The 18184-nt window shown below is 65.3% G+C and carries 18 protein-coding genes; 6 read left to right on the top strand and 12 right to left on the bottom strand.

The window, feature by feature from the left end:
- Position 1 precedes the first annotated feature (1 nt).
- Genes ahbB (DTPSY_RS08600) through DTPSY_RS08625 form a run of 6 tightly spaced genes read right to left on the bottom strand, consistent with a single transcriptional unit; the run spans position 2 to position 5292 of the window.
- Positions 2-484: a siroheme decarboxylase subunit beta gene (ahbB, locus tag DTPSY_RS08600; protein WP_015913255.1), complete on the bottom strand. Its 483-nt coding sequence runs from the start codon at positions 482-484 to the stop codon at positions 2-4.
- Complete coding sequence (locus tag DTPSY_RS08605; RefSeq protein ID WP_015913256.1) at positions 474-956, bottom strand: Lrp/AsnC family transcriptional regulator; 483 nt, start codon at positions 954-956, stop codon at positions 474-476. The genes ahbB (DTPSY_RS08600) and DTPSY_RS08605 overlap by 11 nt, the downstream gene beginning before the upstream one ends.
- Positions 943-1989 (bottom strand): siroheme decarboxylase subunit beta, encoded by a 1047-nt coding sequence (gene ahbB, locus DTPSY_RS08610; protein WP_015913257.1) that lies wholly within the window; start codon positions 1987-1989, stop codon positions 943-945. The genes DTPSY_RS08605 and ahbB (DTPSY_RS08610) overlap by 14 nt, the downstream gene beginning before the upstream one ends.
- A 3-nt stretch (positions 1990-1992) precedes the next feature.
- Positions 1993-3207: a cytochrome D1 domain-containing protein gene (locus DTPSY_RS08615; RefSeq protein ID WP_015913258.1), complete on the bottom strand. Its 1215-nt coding sequence runs from the start codon at positions 3205-3207 to the stop codon at positions 1993-1995.
- The gene (locus tag DTPSY_RS08620; protein WP_015913259.1) at positions 3204-3548 is read right to left on the bottom strand and encodes a c-type cytochrome; all 345 of its coding nucleotides are present in this window, start codon (positions 3546-3548) and stop codon (positions 3204-3206) included. The genes DTPSY_RS08615 and DTPSY_RS08620 overlap by 4 nt, the downstream gene beginning before the upstream one ends.
- A gap of 19 nt (positions 3549-3567) precedes the next feature.
- Positions 3568-5292 (bottom strand): nitrite reductase, encoded by a 1725-nt coding sequence (locus tag DTPSY_RS08625; RefSeq protein ID WP_011805163.1) that lies wholly within the window; start codon positions 5290-5292, stop codon positions 3568-3570.
- Between the two features lie 210 nt (positions 5293-5502).
- Between DTPSY_RS08625 and cobA the strand changes: the two genes are divergently transcribed.
- Both cobA and rng read left to right on the top strand, forming a co-directional pair.
- Positions 5503-6327, top strand: coding sequence for a uroporphyrinogen-III C-methyltransferase (gene cobA / locus DTPSY_RS08630; protein ID WP_041839006.1), 825 nt, complete (start codon positions 5503-5505; stop codon positions 6325-6327).
- 76 nt (positions 6328-6403) lie between these two features.
- The gene (gene rng / locus DTPSY_RS08635) at positions 6404-7891 is read left to right on the top strand and encodes a ribonuclease G (protein WP_015913261.1); all 1488 of its coding nucleotides are present in this window, start codon (positions 6404-6406) and stop codon (positions 7889-7891) included.
- A gap of 407 nt (positions 7892-8298) precedes the next feature.
- Here rng and DTPSY_RS08640 read toward each other — a convergent pair whose 3' ends face one another.
- The 5 genes from DTPSY_RS08640 to lptF all read right to left on the bottom strand — a co-directional run bounded on the left by DTPSY_RS08640 (position 8299) and on the right by lptF (position 13206).
- Complete coding sequence (locus DTPSY_RS08640) at positions 8299-9450, bottom strand: pyridoxal phosphate-dependent aminotransferase (protein WP_015913262.1); 1152 nt, start codon at positions 9448-9450, stop codon at positions 8299-8301.
- Positions 9451-9590: 140 nt separating this feature from the next.
- Positions 9591-10532: a CysB family HTH-type transcriptional regulator gene (locus DTPSY_RS08645; protein ID WP_015913263.1), complete on the bottom strand. Its 942-nt coding sequence runs from the start codon at positions 10530-10532 to the stop codon at positions 9591-9593.
- Positions 10533-10606: 74 nt separating this feature from the next.
- Positions 10607-10990 carry a sirohydrochlorin chelatase gene (locus tag DTPSY_RS08650; RefSeq protein ID WP_015913264.1) on the bottom strand — a complete coding sequence of 128 codons (384 nt, stop codon included), beginning with the start codon at positions 10988-10990 and terminating at the stop codon, positions 10607-10609.
- 18 nt (positions 10991-11008) lie between these two features.
- Positions 11009-12118: an LPS export ABC transporter permease LptG gene (gene lptG, locus DTPSY_RS08655; RefSeq protein ID WP_015913265.1), complete on the bottom strand. Its 1110-nt coding sequence runs from the start codon at positions 12116-12118 to the stop codon at positions 11009-11011.
- Positions 12115-13206 carry an LPS export ABC transporter permease LptF gene (gene lptF, locus DTPSY_RS08660; protein WP_015913266.1) on the bottom strand — a complete coding sequence of 364 codons (1092 nt, stop codon included), beginning with the start codon at positions 13204-13206 and terminating at the stop codon, positions 12115-12117. The genes lptG and lptF overlap by 4 nt, the downstream gene beginning before the upstream one ends.
- A gap of 23 nt (positions 13207-13229) precedes the next feature.
- Between lptF and DTPSY_RS08665 the strand changes: the two genes are divergently transcribed.
- From DTPSY_RS08665 to DTPSY_RS08680, 4 genes are all read left to right on the top strand, one after another.
- Entirely contained in the window at positions 13230-14720 is a 1491-nt protein-coding gene (locus DTPSY_RS08665; protein ID WP_015913267.1) for a leucyl aminopeptidase, read from the top strand.
- Between the two features lie 25 nt (positions 14721-14745).
- Positions 14746-15186: a DNA polymerase III subunit chi gene (locus DTPSY_RS08670; protein ID WP_015913268.1), complete on the top strand. Its 441-nt coding sequence runs from the start codon at positions 14746-14748 to the stop codon at positions 15184-15186.
- Entirely contained in the window at positions 15183-15614 is a 432-nt protein-coding gene (locus DTPSY_RS08675; RefSeq protein ID WP_011805173.1) for a hypothetical protein, read from the top strand. Before DTPSY_RS08670 ends, DTPSY_RS08675 begins: the two co-directional genes overlap by 4 nt.
- A gap of 139 nt (positions 15615-15753) precedes the next feature.
- Positions 15754-16881, top strand: a complete 1128-nt coding sequence (locus DTPSY_RS08680; RefSeq protein WP_015913269.1) for a branched-chain amino acid ABC transporter substrate-binding protein — start codon at positions 15754-15756, stop codon at positions 16879-16881.
- An 84-nt stretch (positions 16882-16965) separates the two neighbouring features.
- Here DTPSY_RS08680 and DTPSY_RS08685 read toward each other — a convergent pair whose 3' ends face one another.
- Entirely contained in the window at positions 16966-17973 is a 1008-nt protein-coding gene (locus tag DTPSY_RS08685; protein ID WP_015913270.1) for a D-2-hydroxyacid dehydrogenase family protein, read from the bottom strand.
- Positions 17974-18184 lie beyond the last annotated feature (211 nt).

Consider the following 18184-nt stretch of genomic DNA (forward strand, 5'->3'; position numbering starts at 1 on the left):
GTCAGTCTTCCTTGAGGCGCAGGCCGGTCTTCTTGAGGATGGCCGTGGAGTACAGGATGTCGTGGGCGCGGCAGGCATCGCCCAGCAGGCCGGCAATCTGCTCGGCCTGTTGCTCGACATGCGCGCGGTTGGGGCCATGCAGCATGGCAAACAGGTTGTAGGGCCAGTGGGGCAGGTGGCGCGGGCGGCGATAGCAGTGGCTCACGCCCGGCAGCGCGGCGACTTGGCGACCCAGCGCGGCGACCTGGGTATCGTCCACGTCCCACACGCTCATGCCGTTGGCCGTGTAGCCCAGGCGGTAATGGTTGGGCACCGCGCCGATGCGGCGCACCAGGCCCTCGTCGATCATCCGGGCCAGGCGCTCGCGCACCTGCTCGCCGGGCACGCCCAGCATGGCGCCCACGGCTTCGTAGGGGCGCGCCACCAGCGGCAGCCCGCCCTGCGTGGCGGCGATGAGCGCACGGTCGAAGGCATCAAGCGCCATGGTGTTCTCCGGTGGACTGCGCAGGCAGGGGCGGCAGGCGCAACTCCACGAAATACTCTTCTTCCTTGGGAAAGGCGTAGACCGGCAGGCCAGTCGCGGCTTCGATGCGTGCCAGGGTCTCGCGCGCCAGCGCGGGGGACTCGGCCGCCACCACGAACCACATGTTCAGCGCATGCTCGCGGCGGTAGTTGTGCGCCACCTCGGTGAAGGCGTTGACGGCAGCGCACACGGCGTCAAAACGATCCTCGGGCACAGCCATGGCCGCGAGGACGAATTGGCCGCCTGCGCGTTCGATCTGGAACAGCGGGCCGAAGCGCGTGAGCACACCCTGGGCGAGGAGGCGGTGCAGGCGTTCGATGACCTGCTCTTCGGTCCAGCCGATGTCGGCGGCGACGGCGGCGAAAGGGTGGTCCACCAGCGGAAAGCCGCCGTGCAGGTGGTCGATCAGCCGAGCGTCTTCAGGGGAGAGCATCGACGGCCTCCTGCATGGGTTCGGGAATGGCATGGGGCGCATGGTGGGCAAACCGCCGCGCACCCGTCTGTTTGAAACGCCGCAGCGAGAACAGCACGGCGCTGGGGCAGGGGGCTAGGCCCGCCTGGGCCACGGCCTGCGCCAGTTGGGTATGCACCGCTGCGCGGTCGCGCCCATGCACCATGCAGTACAGGTTGTAGCGCCAGTCCGGCGTGCGCGCACGGCGGTACGCCAGCGTTACGCCGTGCGCATGGGCCAGGGCCATGCCGTGGGTGTCCACGTGGTCGTCCGGCACGTCGAACACGGCCATGGCATTCGCTGTGTAGCCCAGTTCATGGTGACGCACCACCACGCCGAAGCGGCTGAGCAGCCCTTCGTCCTGCCAGCGGGTAATGGTGGCCAGCACGGCGGGCGTGCTGCTGTGAAGCTGGTCGGCCCATACGTCATAGGGCCGCTCGGTCAGCGGCAGGCCCTGCTCGGCCAGCGCGGCCAGGGGCCAGTCTTCGGGTGCCAGGGGGGTGCGTGCGCGGCCCGTGGGGCCCGTGGTGCCGACGCCGTCCCCCACGCCTGCGGATGTCCTCTCCAGGTCGAAGGCGGTGTCGATGCGGTAGGGGCGCAGCATGGGCAGGCGCTGCACGGGCAGGCCGGTGGTGTGCTCGATGGACTGGAGCAGGCGCTCCACCTGGTCCGCGTCATGGCCGGTGGCCACGAACCACAGGTTGGTGGTGTGCTCGCGCTCGTAGTTGTGGTTGACGCCTGGGTGGGCCGACACCGTGGCGGCCACGTCGTCGAGCCGCTCGGGCGGCACGGCCATGGCCGCCAGCAGGGAGGCGCCCCCCGCGCCCGGTGCGAACACCGCGCCGATGCGGCTGAGCGCGCCCGCCTGCCACAACCGTGCGTAGCCGCTGAGCACGGCCTCGGCATCCATCCCCAGGCTGTGGCCGATGGCCGCGAAGGGTTCGGCGCACAGGGGGAAGCCGCGCTGCCAGTGGTTGAGCAGCGCGAGGTGGGTTGCGTTCTGGCTGCTCGGCATGGCTTAGAACCCCATGCGCTGTGCGCGGGCAGTGAAGAAGATGCCGCTGGGGGCGTCCACGTCCAGCCTGGCTTGGGACTGTAAGGTGTGCGTGTCGTAAACCTGAACGCGGTTGTCGTCACGGCAGCTGATCCAGACCGATTCGCCGCGCGGCGTGAATTCCATGTGCAGCACGGCCTTGCCGGGCTCCAGCGTCTGCACCACGCGCTGGCTCGGAGTGTCGATGACCTGCACGCGGTTGTAGTCTGGCACAGAGAAGTTGACCCACACCTGACGTCCGTCGGGCCGCGCCATCACGAACACCGGCTGGCCCGCGACCGGAATGCGGCCGACCTCGGCCCAGGTGGCGGTGTCGACCACCAGCACCTCATGGCGGCCAATGGCCGGCAGATAAGCATGGCCTCCCGCGATGGCCCAGCCGCGCAGATGGGGCATTTTGTACACCGGCAGCGGTTGCTGGCCGCGGCCGTAGCCTGCGAGGATGCGGCGCACGCGCGGCGGGTTGTCCCAGAGGTCCACCATGGCCAGGCCGTCTTCACCGAACAGGCCGGCGATGTAGTGGCGTCCGTTGGGCGAGACCAGCGCGTCGTAGGGCTGGCGGCCGATGTTGGGGATGGTGGTGACCTGCGGCTTTCGGGGGTTGGAGCAGTCGGCGATGCAGATGGCGTTCGCGTCGAACAGGCTGTAGATGAACCGGCGCTGCGGCAGGTCGGCCAGGCCGACGACGCGCGAGCGTTCGCCACTGGCCGTGTGGGCGGGAAGGTCGGCCAGCAACTCCAGGGTGGCGGCGTCGAAGACCTTGACGCCGCCGGGCGTGTAGTTCTGCGCCACGACCAGGCTGCCGTCGGCGCTGATGGCGCCACCGATGGAGTTGCCGGCCTGCATCACGCGGCCCGTGATGTGCTGGGTGAGCAGGTCTACCTGAGTCAGGCCGCCGTCGCGGCCGAAGACGTAGGCAAAGCGCTCGTCACGCGAGAACACCACCGAGGCGTGTGACAGGTCGCCCAGGCCGGTAACGCGGCCCACGGCTTCGCGCCGGCTGGTGTTGATCAGGGTGAGTGCGCCCTTGGCGCGCTCAATGACCACGCCCAGATCGCCCGTGCCCTGCAGCGTGGCTGCAGGAGCGGCGGATGTGGAGGTGGTGGAAGAGGGAGCTGCACAGCCCGTGGCAATCAGGGGTGCACTGGCGGTAAGGGAGAGCAGGGCACGCCGTTTCATGGGGCGGACCTCCTGTTTTCTTCGGGGAACCCATTGGCCAGCTGTTCGGCGATCCACAGGGCCTCGCTTCCCTGCAGCATGGCGCTCCAGGGCGGCATGGGTGTTCCGGGGATGCCGTGGGTGATGACGGCAGCCAAATACTCGGGCGGCTTGCCGGCCAGGGCCTCGCGGGTGAGCGCGGGACCCAGGCCGCCCGTCAGGCGCATGCCATGGCACGAACCGCAGTCCTGCCGCACCATGCGCACGAGCTGGGCGGCTCGGTCAGGGTCGGGCGTGCCCTGTGCGCCGGCCGCCGAAGCGGCCAATGCCAGGGCCAGGGACAGGAACGCGGTGCGTGACATGGTTGGCCTTCGAAGTGCGTCAATAGACGTCGTGCTGGGTGTTGTACACGTTGAAGTGGCCGGTCGGCGTGATCAGGCGCGGGTCCTTGATCACGGACTTCAGCTTGAGCGTCTTGTCGTCCACGACGACCAGCGCACTTTGCTTGTCCTTGGCCGACCACACGGCGAACCACACTTCGTCACCTGCCTTGTTGTACTCAGGCTGGGTCACGCGCTTGGCGCCACCGTCATCGGGCAAGCCTGCCCATTCGGCGATCGGCAGCGTGACGTAGCCCTTGTCCAGGTTGTTGATGTCGAACACCACCACGGCTTGCGAGACCTTGGGATCAGGATTCAGCGGTGCGTCGGACCACAGGTGCTTGGACTTGGGATGGGTCTTGATGAACAGCGCTCCGCCGCCCGGGCCCTTGAGCTTGGCCACTTCCTTGAAGGCGTATTGCTTGTTCTTCTGCGGGTCGGTGCCGATCAGCGAGATGGTCTCGTCGCCCAGGTGACCCGTGGCCCACACCGGACCGTACTTGGGGTGCGTGAAGTTGGCGCCGCGGCCGGGGTGGGGGATCTTGCCCACTTCGGTCAGACCGGCCAGCTTGCCGTCCTTGGCGTCGATCGCAGCAATCTTGTTGCTGTTGTTGGCAGCCACCATGAAGTAGCGCTTGGATGCATCCCAGCCACCGTCATGCAGGAAGGGGGCCGAGCCGATCTCGGTGGTCTTCAGCGCATTCAGGTTGGAGTAGTCCACCATCATCGTCTTGCCGGTTTCCTTCACGTTCACCAGGAACTCGGGCTTGTAGTGCGATGCCACGATGGAAGCCACGCGCGGTTCGGGGTGGTATTCCTGCGTGCCGACGACCATGCCGCGGGTAGACACGATCTTCAGGGGCTCCAGGGTGTTGCCGTCCATGATGGTGTACTGGGGAGGCCAGTATGCACCGGCGATCGCCAGCTTGTCCTCATAGCCCTTGAACTTGGAGGTGTCCACCGAGCGTGCTTCCAGGCCCACGCGGATTTCAGCCACGTTGTCGGGCTTTTCCATCCACAGGTCGATCATGTTGATCTTGGCGTCGCGGCCGATCACGAACAGATAACGCCCCGAAGCCGACATGCGCGAGATGTGCACCGCGTAGCCGGTCTTGACGATGTTGATGATCTGCTTGGTGTCGCCGTCGATCAGCGCCACTTCGCCCGTGTCGCGCAGCGTGGTGGAGAAGATGTTGTCCAAGTTGTACTTGTTCATCTTCTTCTTGGGACGCTGGTCTGGCGGCACGATGACCTTCCAGGTGTTCTTGGCGTCGGCCAGACTCCACTCGGGCGGTGTGGGAGGGTCCTGCTGAATGTAGCGGGCCATCAGGTCCACGGTCGCCTCGTCGAATTCGCCGGACGTCTGCCAGTTGGGCATGCCGGCAGGCGAGCCGTAGGCGATGAAGACCTTGAGGTAGTCCGTGCCCTTGGGCAGGGTCACGTCCGGTGTGAGCGGCTTGCCCGTGGCGCCCTTGCGCAGCACGCCGTGGCAGCCCGCGCAACGCTCGAAGTAAATCTGGCGTGCGCGGTCGAACTCGGCCTGCGTCATCTTGGGTGCCTTGGGGTTCGTGCTCTGGTACATGGGCACTTCCGCCAGCGGCGATCCGCCTGCCTGGTAGTTTTTCTCGGCCTCCGAGACTGGCTTGGCGTCCTGCGCCATAGCGGTGGCAGACACCAGGGTGGCGGCCGCTAATGCGACCAGCCTGGCGATCCTCTTTGCTGTCATTGTGGGTCCTCTGCGTCACGGATCAGCGCTTGGGTGGGCCCTGGCGGCTGCCACGGCCACTCTCGCGAGGTCGCTGTCCATCCCCTCTTCATGCGAGTGGGAGCATCGTCGCAGCGGGTGTTGCCGCTGTCCTTGAACTGGTTCAAGGACGCAAACGGTGCAGCCTTTGAACAATGGAGCCACCCCATGATCCGCAAAGGAGAGGCCCATATGAGCTTCATTGAAGATGCGCGCTGGTTCACCGTGGCACCCGCAGCAGGAGAGTCCGGACAGCCCCCGAAGCCTGGACACGTGACGCTGGTGGGCGCAGGCCCGGGCGACCCTGAGTTGCTCACGCTGCGCGCCGTCAAGGCCCTGCGCGGCGCGCGCCTGGTGCTCTACGATCACCTGGTCGGCAAGGAGGTGCTGCGCTACGTGGCCGAGGATGCCGACCTGATCTACGTGGGCAAGCAGTCTTCGCACCATACGCTGCCGCAGGAATCGATCATTGACCTCATGGTGCGCCTGGCGCGCAGCGGGCGCAGCCTGGTGCGCCTGAAGGGCGGCGATGGCTTCATCTTCGGCCGTGGCGGCGAAGAGGTGCAGGCGCTGGCCGAGGCCGGTATCGCGTTCGACGTGGTGCCGGGCATCACGGCCGCGCAGGGTGCGGGCGCCTGCGCCGGCATCCCGCTCACGCACCGCGACCACTCCGCGACCCTGGTGTTTGCCACCGGCCACCTGCGCGGCGACAACGAAGTGGCGCTGGACTGGGAGGCGCTGGCGCGCCCGCGCCAGACCGTGGTGATTTACATGGGGATGGGCACGCTGCCGATCATCTGCCGCGAACTGGTGCGCCACGGCCTGCCGGACAGCACGCCCGCAGCGCTGGTGGAGCAAGCCTCGCTGCCCGGGCAGCGCTGCATCACCGGCACGCTGCAGGACCTGCCCGCGCTGGCGCAGCAGCACCGCGTGCGTCCCCCTGCGCTCATCATCGTGGGCGACGTGGTGGCGCTGCAGCCGCAACTCATGCAGGGCATGCTGGCGACGATGGTGTGACGGGCGCCGGCCGCCGGTAGGGCGGCGGGCAGCGCTGGTTCTGAGGCATCATGGGCGCCTCATCTGGCAAAAGCCCATGCAACAAGACATCCTCATCAACTGGTCGCCGCAGGAAACGCGCGTGGCCGTGGTCGAAAACGGCGCCGTGCAGGAACTGCACGTGGAGCGCACGCTGGAGCGGGGCCTGGTCGGCAACGTGTACCTGGGCAAGGTCTCGCGCGTGCTGCCGGGCATGCAATCGGCCTTCATCGACATCGGGCTGGAGCGTGCGGCCTTTCTGCACGTGGCGGACGTGTGGCACCGCCAGGAAGGCGGCGAGGCGCCGATGTTCGCGCGCAAGAACGAACCGCCCGTGCCCATCGAGAAGCAGATCTTCGAGGGCCAGGCGCTCATGGTGCAGGTCATCAAGGACCCCATCGGCAGCAAGGGCGCACGCCTGTCCACGCAGATCAGCATCGCCGGGCGGTTGCTGGTCTTCCTGCCGCAGGACGACCACGTGGGCGTGTCGCAGAAGATTCCCCAGGCCGAGCGCGACGCCTTGCGCACGCGGTTGCAGAAGCTGGTGGATGACCAGGCATCGGGCAGCAGCGGCGGCTTCATTTTGCGCACCAATGGTGAGGACGCCAGCGACGAAGAGCTGGCCGAAGACATCGCCTACCTGCGCAAGACCTGGGCAGGCATCCGGCAGGCAGCGCTGACGCATCCGCCCACCTCGCTGCTGTACCAGGACCTGAGCCTGCTGCAGCGTGTGCTGCGCGACCTGGCGGGCGAGCAAACGCAGAGCATCCGCATCGATTCGCGCGAGCAGTTCGTGGCGCTGAAGGCGTTCGGCAATGAATTCATGCCTGCGGCCGCCGCCAAGCTGCAGCTGTACAAGGGCGAGCGCCCCATATTCGATCTGTATTCCATCGACGAGGAGATCGCCCTGGCGCTGGGCCGGCGCGTGCAGCTCAAGTCGGGCGGCTACCTCATCGTGGACCAGACCGAGGCGCTGACCACCATCGACGTGAACACCGGCGGCTACGTGGGCGCGCGCAACTTCGACGACACCATCTTCAAGACCAACCTGGAGGCGGCGGGCGCCATCGCGCGGCAGTTGCGCCTGCGCAACCTGGGCGGCATCGTCATTGCCGACTTCATCGACATGCTGCGCGAGGACCACCAGGCCGCGGTGTTGGCGGAGTTCCGCAAGCAGCTCGCGCGCGACCGGGTCAAGACCATGGTGGGCGGTTTTTCACAGCTGGGCCTGGTGGAGATGACGCGCAAGCGCACGCGCGAATCGCTGGCGCACATGCTGTGCGAGCCGTGCCCCACGTGCCAGGGCGCGGGTCAGGTGAAGACCGCGCGCAGTGTGTGTTACGACATCCTGCGCGAGGTGCTGCGCGAGGCACGCCAGTTCAATCCACGCGAGTTCCGCGTGGTGGCGTCCCCGCGCGTGGTGGAGCTGTTCCTGGACGAGGAGAGCCAGCACCTGGCGGGCCTGTCGGACTTCATTGGCAAGCCGATCTCCCTGCAGGCCGAAAGCGCCATGGGCCAGGCGCAGTACGACATCGTGCTGTTGTGAGTTGAGATCAAATTGGCCTCTGGCGCTTGTGGGACGGGCGCTAGCAGCTATCAAAAACATACCAACGTCGCGAGCCTGGGTGCGCCGCGTCTATCGCCCGTGCCGGTCGACGGCGGAAAGGTCGAGATGAATGCGGGCCCCTCTCGTGCTCCCGTGGTCTTCCGGCGTTGGCGAGCGGCCAATGGTGGTATCCGCCGTACTGCTCCACGGCTTGCTCGGGGCTGCGCGGCGCAGTGGCGCGACTTTCCGCGGCACCTGTGTGCCACACGGGGTGTCACAGGTGCTGGCCCGCGCCATGCGCTACGTCGCTCGCCGTCGATTGCGTGCGCCAGGAGGCAACGCTCCTGGGTGCTATTGAATGATGAGCTGCTAGCGCTTGCTGGATAAGCGCGGGGGCCTGTTTGGGCTTAAAGCGTGCGCAGGCGTTCGATGGCCGCACGCAGCGTTTCGTCCTTCTTGGCGAAGCAAAAACGCACGACGCGCTGGTCGAAGCCGTCGCCATAGAAGGCCGACAGGGGAATGGCGGCCACGCCGATCTCGCGCGTGAGCCACTGGCAGAAGTCCGCTTCGTTCAGGTCGCTCACGGCCGAGATGTCCACGCACTGGAAGTAGCTGCCGGTGCTGGGCAGCAGCTTGAGTCGCGAGCCCTCCAGCCCCTGGCGGAACAGGTCGCGCTTGGCCTGGTAGAAGGCCGGCAGCTGTAGGTAAGGCGCGGGGTTCTGCAGATAGTCCGCGAGGCCGTACTGCATGGGTGTGTTCACGGTGAACACATTGAACTGGTGCACCTTGCGGAACTCCGCCGTCATGGCGGCCGGGGCGGCCACCGTGCCCACCTTCCAACCCGTGACGTGGAAGGTTTTGCCGAAGCTGGAGACGATGAAGGCGCGTTCCGCGAGGCCCGCGAAGCGCGCGGCGCTCTGGTGCTCGGCGCCGTCGAAGACCATGTGCTCGTACACCTCGTCGCTGATCAGGAGCACGTCCGTGGGGGCCAGCAGTTCCTCCAGCGTGCGCATGTCGTCGGCCGTCCACACGGTGGCGCTGGGGTTGTGCGGCGTGTTGATGATCAACAGACGCGTGCGCGGCGTGATGGCCGCCGCGATCTTGGCAAAGTCAGGGCGGAAGCTGCCCGGCGTGAGCGGCACCCGGACCACGACGCCGCCGGCCAGCGCGATGTTGGGCACGTAACTGTCGTAGCAGGGCTCCAGCACGATCACCTCGTCGCCCGGCTGCACGCAGGCGAGGATGGCGGTGAGAATGGCTTGGGTCGCCCCGGCCGTGATGGTGATTTCGGCGTTGGGGCAATACTGGCGAGCGTGAAGTGCTTCAATTTTTGAAGCAACGGCCTGCCGCAGCGCGGGCACGCCGGCCATGGGCGGGTACTGGTTATGGCCGGCCTGCATGGCGCGCGTGACGGCGTCGATCAGTTGCGGGTCGCAGTGGAAGTCAGGAAAGCCCTGGCCGAGGTTCACGGCCTGGTGTTCGGCCGCCAGCGCGGACATCACGGTGAAGATAGTGGTGCCCACGTTGGGCAGGCGGCTGGGAAAGTGGGGCGTGGTCATTGGGTGTCACTCATTCAAAACTGGCGCAACGCGTGGCGTTCCGACGGCCGCATGCCTTGCGAACACGGGTCTTGGGGCGGGCTTGCCCAGGCCGCTCGCGTCGTCCCCATGCGGGAAGCCTTAAAGCGGCTCAGGGCGCATCACAACTCATAGTCGTTGACGTGCCCGGTCATGGCGCGGGCGATCAGGTCGCGGCTCAGGCGGTCGCTCAGCAGCTCGGCGAACTTGTAGACGAAGTTGCGCAGGTAGGCGCCGCGCTTGAAAGCCACGCGCGCCACGCTCTGACCGAACAGATGGCCGACGGGGCGCACGACGAGGTCGCCCAGCGGGTCGTCGCGCATCGCCATCTCCGCCACGATGCCGATGCCCAGCCCCAGGCGCACGTAGGTCTTGATCACGTCGGAGTCGATGGCCTCCAGCACGATGCGCGGCTGCAGCTTGCGGGTGGCGAAGGCCTGGTCGATCTTGCCGCGCCCGGTGAATGAGGGGTGGTAGGTGATGAGCGACTCGTGCGCGATGTCCTCCAGCCCCACGCGCTCCTTTTGCGCCAGCGGATGGCTGGGTGGCAGCACCAGGACGTGCTGCCACTCGTAGCAGGGCAGGGTGACGAGGTCGGGATACTCCGCCAGCGACTCCGTGGCCATGCCGATCTCGGCCACTTCGTCGATCACCATGCGCGCCACCTCGTGCGGCGTGGCCTGGTGCAGGCTGATGTTGACCTTGGGATACGCCTCGCGCAGCTTGACCACCGGTACGGGCAGCACATAACGCGCCTGGGTGTGGGTGGTGGCAATGGCGAGGGTGCCGCTGTCCTGGGCGCTGTACTGCTCGCCGATGCGTTTGAGGTTGCCCACCTCGCGCATGATGAGTTCGATGCTCTTGAGCACGTGCTGACCGGGCTCGGTCACGCGCTTGAGCCGCTTGCCGTGGCGCGCGAAGATGTCCACGCCCAACTCGTCCTCCAGCTCGATGATCGCCTTGGATACCCCCGGCTGCGAGGTGTGCAGTGCCTTGGCGGCTTCGGTGAGGTTGAGGTTGCGGCGCGCCGCCTCTTGAACGAAGCGAAACTGGTGCAGATTCATATTGAAATGCGGCTAAGAAGTCGCATCATTATGCTGCATCAATCTAACGGCGGGCGCGAAAGGTGCAGATATCGTTAAGGCACCAATGCTTCGGCGGCAATGCGCGCCATCAGGGCCGTCATGCGTTCGTCCTCGCCGATGGGAGGGCTGAGGTGCAGGCGCATCTGTGGAAACGCCTGGGACAACTCCTCGACCATGCGGGGGAGATCTTCGCGCGCATGCCGCCCGGTGCCGAGAAACATGGGCACGATGCCCACCTGGGTGATGCCCTGCGCCGCCATCGCGGCAATCGTTGAAGGCAGGTCGGGCGTGCACAGCTCCAGGTAGGCGCAGCGCACATCCAGCGCGGGCTGCTCGGCGCGCATGCGCGCGAGCACCGCCTCCATGGGCAGGCGCCACAGGGGGTCGCGGGAGCCGTGCGCGAACAGCACGATGCCGTTGGTACTAGGGTTCGTCATGTGTCTACTGCGGTGGGTCTAGCGCCTCAATACCAGCCATCCAAACGCTGCCAGCGAAAGCACGGAATAGATCAGGCCCGGCGCGGCCGCGGTCAGCCAGGGCGACCAGTTCTGCAGATTGCCCGCGAAGCCGAACACATTGTTCAGCAGGAAGAAGCTGATGCCCGCCATCACCCCGCCGAACACATAGCCCGCAATGCCCCCCGAGCGGAAATGCAGGTAGGCGAAGGGCAGGGAGAGCACCACCATCACCAGGCAGCTCAAGGGGTAGAAGACCTTGCGCCAGAACTCGATCTCGTAGCGCTGTGCCGACTGGCCGTTGGCCTCCAGGTGGCGTACGAAGCGGAACAGTTCGATCGTCGCCATCTTGTCCGGCTTGAGCAGCGACGCGGCCACCATGTCGGGGCTGATGCGCGTGGGCCAACGCAATGTGGGCTCTTGCAGGCGCGACACGCGCATGCCGCCATCGGCCTCGGCCTCGAAAAGGGTGCGCTCGACCTGCTGCAGATTCCACGCATCGCGGGCGTCGTCGAAGGTGGCCTGTTCCGCCTGGATGGTGGCGGCGACGCGTCCGCGCGCATCGAACTCGAACACCCGCACGCCGCGCATGGCGCCATTGGGGTCCACGGCGCGCACATTCACAGCGATCGAATGGTCGCCCTGGCGCTCCTTCAGCCATGCGCCCGTGGCGCCAGTGCTGATCTGGCCCAGCCGGCGGGCTTTCACGAGGGAGGCCGCTTTTTCGCTCGCCGGGGCAATGTAGTCCCCGACAATGACTGTGACCATGACGAACGCGCAGCCGAGCATCAGCAGCGTGCTCAGCGCCCGCCAGGGACCCAGCCCACTGGTGCGCATGATGGTGAACTCCGAACTCTGCGCCAGCCGTGCCATCACGAAGATGGTGCCGATCAGCACGGTGATGGGCAGTAGTTCGTAGAGGTGCTGCGGCAGGCTCAGCGCCACGAACAGCAGCGCGTGCGAGAGCTGGTAGCCATTGGCGCCCGCACGGCCCACCCAGCGTAGCTCGTCCACCATGTCGAAGAAGAAGAACAGCGCGAGGAAGGCGAGGGTGACGAAGGCCACGCCCACGACGACTTCGCGGTAGATGAAGCGGCGGATGGTTTTCATGCCGTCCTCCTGCCCAGCAGGCTTCGCAGCGACCAGTGGTTGTGGCGCGCGGCCAGCAGCAGTAGGCCCAGGGCCAGGGTACCGCCGTGCAGCATCAGCATGAACGGTAGCAAGCCCAGCCGGCCCACGCCGATCCATGTCTGTCCAACGGTCATGAGGTTGTAGTACACGACAAAGGCGAACAGTGCGAACACCAGGCTGGTGCTGCGCCCCGCCCGCGGGTTGACGACGGCCACCGCCAGGCCCAGGACGACGAAGTTCAACGCGGCCAGCGCCATGCCGATGCGCCAGCCCAGTTCCGCCTGGTGGCGCGGCTGCGGGTCGCTGACCAGCTCCCAGGTGTCGCGGGTCTTGATGGAGGCCGCCTCGGGGTCGTTCTGCGATCCGCCACCCACAAGCGTGCCGTACTCGGCAAATTCACTGACGCGCAGGCCCGGCTTGTCCCGCAGCGTCTCCAGCCGCTGCCCGTTGCTCAACAGCGCCATGCGTTCGCCGTTGCGGATCTCCAGGCGAGCGCTTTGCGCGGAGGTGACGGTTTCGCGGTTGGGTTCGTTGGTGGCAATGAAAACGTTGCTGGCCGAGTTGGCATCCGGTGCGTCCTTGTCAATGAAGAACACGCGTGAGCCATTGGAGGATTCCTGGAATTCCCCGGGCGCGATACGGTCCACGTCGCTGCGCTGCTCGTATTGCGTCTTGAGCTCCTGGATCTGCCGGTTGGCCCAGGGCCAGACCACGAGCGACAGCGCGGCGATGGTCAGCATGACGGGCCAAGAAAACCGGAACAGCGGTGCCAGCAGGCTCATCAGTCCGCGCCCTGCCGAAAACCAGATGACCATCTCGCTGTCGCGGTACATGCGCGACAGCGCCCCCACCACCGTGACGAACAGGCTCAGGCTGAGGATGGTGGGCAGCTGTCCCAGCACCGTGAAACCCATGACCAGCATCACGTCGGAAGGGTTCACGCTGCCCCGGGATGCCTGGCCCAGCGTACGGATCAGCATCATGGTCATCACGACGGTGACCAGAACCACCAGGGTCGCGCCGAAGGTGCGGGCCAGCTCCTTGCGAATGGATGAATCGAATAACATTGGCTCGAAGGAAAACGCTGATTATGAACTTCGAACTGAAGACGCTTTCGCTGGCTGCCGCTGCTGCGTACAAATGCGACCTGCTGGTGGTGTTGGTGCCTGAAGGCTTCCTGCCGGGCAGCGACGTGTTGTCTACCCTGACGGCGCATGCGCTCAAGCAAGGCGATCTGGAGGTTAAACCGGGCAAGCTCCTGCAGTGCTATGCCCCCGCCGGTGTTGCGGCGCGTCGGGTTGTGCTGCTGGGGTGCGGTGCGGCCGATGCACATGCGGTGCGCCAGGCCATGCAAGCCTTGGCCCCCTCGTTCAAGTTGCCGTCGGTCAAGCGCGTGGCGCTGGTGTTTGGAACCTCGGCCCAGCGGGGCGCCATCGGCGCTGCGGTGCGTGCGGTGTCCGATGGGAGCTATGTCTATACGGCCACCAAGACCAAGGCTGAGCCGCGTGCCCTGCTGCGTGTCACCCTGGGCGTGCCCGATGCGGGTGCAGCGCAGCCGGAGTTCGCCACGGCCACGGCCGTGGCGGCCGGTGTAGAGTTTGCGCGCGAGTGGGCCAATCGCCCTGCCAACCATGCGACCCCCACGCTGGTGGCCAATGCCGCCAAGACGCTTGCGAAATACCCCGGCGTCCAGTGCCAGGTGCTGGGCCCTACTGAGGTGGCCAAGCTGGGCATGGGGGCGTTTCTGGCGGTGGCTCAAGGATCCGATCAGCCGCTTCGCCTGGTGGAATTGCGCTACAACGGCGCGGCCCGCACGCAGGCTCCCGTGGTGCTGGTGGGCAAGGGCATCACGTTCGACACTGGGGGGATCTCGCTGAAACCCGCGGCGGAGATGGACGAGATGAAGTTCGACATGGGCGGGGCGGCGAGCGTCCTGGGCGTGTTCCGGGCGCTGGCGGAACTCCGGCCGGCGATCAACGTGGTGGGCCTCATTCCTGCGTGCGAAAACATGCCCGATGGTAAAGCGGTCAAGCCGGGCGATGTCGTGACGAGCATGAGCGGCCAGACTATCGAAATCCTCAACACAGACGCAGAAGGGCGTCTGGTCCTGTGCGACGCGCTGACCTACGCGGCACGCTTCAAGCCAGCCGCCGTGGTGGACATTGCCACATTGACAGGCGCTTGTGTGGTGGCGCTTGGTGGCCTGCGCAGCGGACTGTTTGCCTCCGATGACCTATTGGCGGAACAGCTCCTATCGGCAGGCGATGCCGCGCTTGACCCCTGTTGGCGTATGCCCTTGGATGACGAGTACGCAGAAGGGCTCAAGAGCAATTTTGCCGACATGGCCAATGTCGCAGGCCGGGCCGGTGGTTCGATCACCGCCGCGAAGTTCCTGCAGCGCTTCGTCGGGGACACGCCGTGGGCACACCTGGACATTGCCGGGACGGCTTGGAAGGGCGGCGCCGCCAAGGGCGCCACCGGCCGGCCTGTGGGACTGCTGGTGCACTATCTGCTGGAGCGGGCGACGGTGAGTACCGTGAAACCCAAGCAAAAGACGCGCAGCCGCAAGTCGGTGGCTTGAGGGCCATGTCGTTGGAGGTGCGCGCATGACACAGGTGGCATTCCACTTCAATGCACCCGACAAACTGGCGTATGTCTGTCGCCTGGTGCGAAAAGCCACCCGGCAGGAGGCGCGGGTGACGGTCACGGGTGATGCAGACACCTTGCTGCGGCTCGATCGCCAGCTCTGGGCGTTGGCGCCTTCGGATTTCGTCGGCCATTGCCTGGGAGACGCCGACGAGGAAATTCTGCGTGCCTCTCCCACCGTGTTGGTGCAAGACCCTCGTACCAGTCCGAATCGGGACGTGTTGGTCAACCTGGGAAATGTCTTGCCCGAGGGATTTGCGCAGTACGCTCGGGTCGTGGAGGTGGTCAGCCAGGCGGATGAGGATGATCGGAAGCGCGCGCGGGAGCGCTGGCGCGGCTATGCCGCGCTGGGGTATGACATCGTTCGCCACGATCTGGTACTCAAGGAAAGCGCGGGATGACAACACCCACCAAAAAACCTCCCAGATTCGTGCCCACGCTCACCGACGTGGTGCAGATGCCCGAAGCCGAAGGGAGCTCGGCGCGTCCGTCGCCGCCTCCGGTGACACGGCCTGCGACCACCGCTGCGTCGCTCTCTGTGCCTTTGCCAGCGGCTCCGCATTCACCACCGCCCCTCGCAGTTCCCGCGCCGGTTGCGCCGCTGCCTGCAGGGCTGCCCTACGGGTTTGAGGAGTACGTGGTGCATCGCGTGATGCAGCGCGTGGACGTCGTGCTCGACCAACGTTTGCGCGAGGCGATCGCAGTGGTGGTACAGGAGCAGACACGGTCCATGGTGCCTCGCCTGCGAGAGGAGGTGGAATCGGTAGTGCGGCAGGCCGTCTACGAAGCCGTGGCCGAGGAACTGGCGGGCGAGCGCAGCGGCCATTGATGCTGCGTCAGGGTATTTCCCTGTGTCGTTTCGCAGAACCTCCTTGTGTTCCCTAGTGATGTGGAACATAAATTGCGATATGTTTCTCCGCGTTGGTTCACAACAATATTTCCAGCGCTTTTCTTAATTGGAGATCCATATGCAACTGAAGTTGAAAATGACCGTGGCTGCTGCGATCGCAGCGGTTGCCGGTGTGGCCGCTGCTCAAGAGGTGGTGAAGATTGGTCACGTGGCACCGGTCTCCGGCGCCCAGGCGCACTACGGCAAGGACAACGAAAACGGCGCTCGCATGGCCATTGAAGAGCTGAACGCCCAGGGCGTCACGATCGGTGGCAAGAAGGTGAAGCTGGAATTGGTGGCGGAGGACGATGCCGCTGATCCCAAGCAAGGCACGGCGGCCGCACAGAAGTTGTGCGATGCCAAGGTCGCGGGGGTGGTCGGGCACCTGAACTCGGGCACCACGATCCCTGCTTCCAAGGTCTACAACGACTGCGGGATCCCTCACGTCACTGGCGCCGCAACCAACCCCAACCTGACGCGCCCCGGCTACAAAACCACCTTCCGCATCATTGCGAACGACAACGCTCTGGGTGCTGGACTGGCGGCTTACGCGGCGGAAACCCTGAAGCTGAAGACTGTGGCCATCGTGGATGACCGCACCGCTTATGGCCAGGGCGTTGCCAACGTGTTCAAGCGAGTGGCAGCCGAGAAAGGCATGAAGGTTGTGGACGAACAGTTCACCACGGACAAGGCGACGGACTTCATGGCCATTCTGACGGCCATCAAGGCCAAGAACCCCGATGCGATCTTCTTCGGCGGCATGGATCCTCAGGCGGGTCCCATGTTGCGCCAGATGGAGCAACTGGGTTTGGCCAACACGAAGTATTTCGGTGGGGATGGCGTATGCACCACGGAAATTGCCAAGCTGGCGGCAGGCGCCAAGACGCTGGCTAACGTGATTTGCGCAGAGGGTGGCGCATCCCTGGCCAAGATGCCTGGCGGCACGGCCTGGAAGGCCAAATACGACGCCAAGTACCCCAACCAGTTCCAGGTCTACAGCCCGTACACCTATGACGCGACCATGCTGCTGGTGGACGCTATGAAGCGCGCCGGCTCCTGGGACCCGAAGGTGTATATCCCCGAGTTGCTCAAGTCCAACTACAAGGGCGTGACCGCGAACATTGCGTTTGAACCCAATGGCGAAATGAAGAACCCGGCCATTACGCTGTACACCTACAAGGAAGGCAAGAAGACGCCGTTGAACTGATCGACCTGTTCCGCCTCGCCTTGAGTGCGGATCTCGTAAAAAAGGGCTCCTTGGGGAGCCCTTTCTCTTGATATCAGCAACCGTTCAGCGTCGGACCTGCAGCGCGCCGGGGTTGACGATATTCGAGGGCGTGCCTTTGATGTAGTTCACCACATTGTCAAAGGCGGCTCCGAAATAGAGCTCGTAACTGTCTTGTTCGACGTAGCCGATGTGCGGTGTACAAATACAGTTCTCAAGCCGCAACAGTGCGTGGCCTTGCAAAATGGGCTCGCTTTCAAATACATCCACAGCAGCCATGCCCGGGCGGCCTCTGTTCAATGCGGCGATCAGGGCGTCAGGCTCGATGAGCTCGGCACGTGACGTATTGACGAGAAGGGACGTCGGCCGCATGCACGACAGGTCCTCTAGTGTGATCATGCCCTGCGTTTCCTCGGTCAAACGCACATGCAGTGAAACCACATCGCATTGGGAGAAAAACTCTGCCCGTGTGGCCGCTACCTGCAGGCCGTCGCTCAGTGCCTGGACCCGTGAGGCTTCCCGCCCCCACACGCGCACGTTCATCCCAAAAGCGCGTCCATAACCTGCCACGATCTGCCCGATCCTGCCGTAGCCCCAGATGCCCAGCGTCTTGCCACGCAAGACATTGCCCACCCCGAAGTTAGGCGGCATGGATGCGGCGCGCAGGCCCGACTGTTGCCATGCGCCATGCTTGAGATTGGCGATGTACTGGGGAAGGCGGCGCATGGCGGCCATGATGAGAGCCCATGTGAGTTCCGCTGGCGCAACGGGGGAACTCACGCCTTCAGCGACGGCGATTCCCCGCTCGGTGCAGGCAGCAAGGTCAATGTGCGCGCCCACGCGGCCGGTCTGGGCAATCAGCTTCAGGCGCGGCAGCTTGTCCACCAGTTGGCGCGTGATCTGCGTGCGGTCGCGGATCAGCACGATGACATCTGCGTCCCGCAAGCGCACCGATAGCTGCCCCAACCCCTTGACGGTGTTCGTGTAGACCTTTGCGGAGTAGGGGTCCAACCGTGCCGCGCAATGCAGCTTGCGCACGGCGTCCTGGTAATCGTCGAGTATTACGATGTTCATCTTGTCCACTTACTGCGCACACAGTGGCGCAGCTTTGTTTCTCTGCAATGGTCCAACGGAGCGCATTGCCGGTCTCAATGGATCATTGTCGCTGATAAGAAAACCTGTGCAGCGTAGTTCCACCGACAAGCACCAGGCGCATTACCGTGGCGAATACGCTATTGCTTACATCTTTCAGAGAGTATCTGCGCCTTTTTCCCATTTGTGCAGT

Source organism: [Acidovorax] ebreus TPSY (assembly GCF_000022305.1).
GTDB lineage: Bacteria > Pseudomonadota > Gammaproteobacteria > Burkholderiales > Burkholderiaceae_C > Diaphorobacter > Diaphorobacter nitroreducens.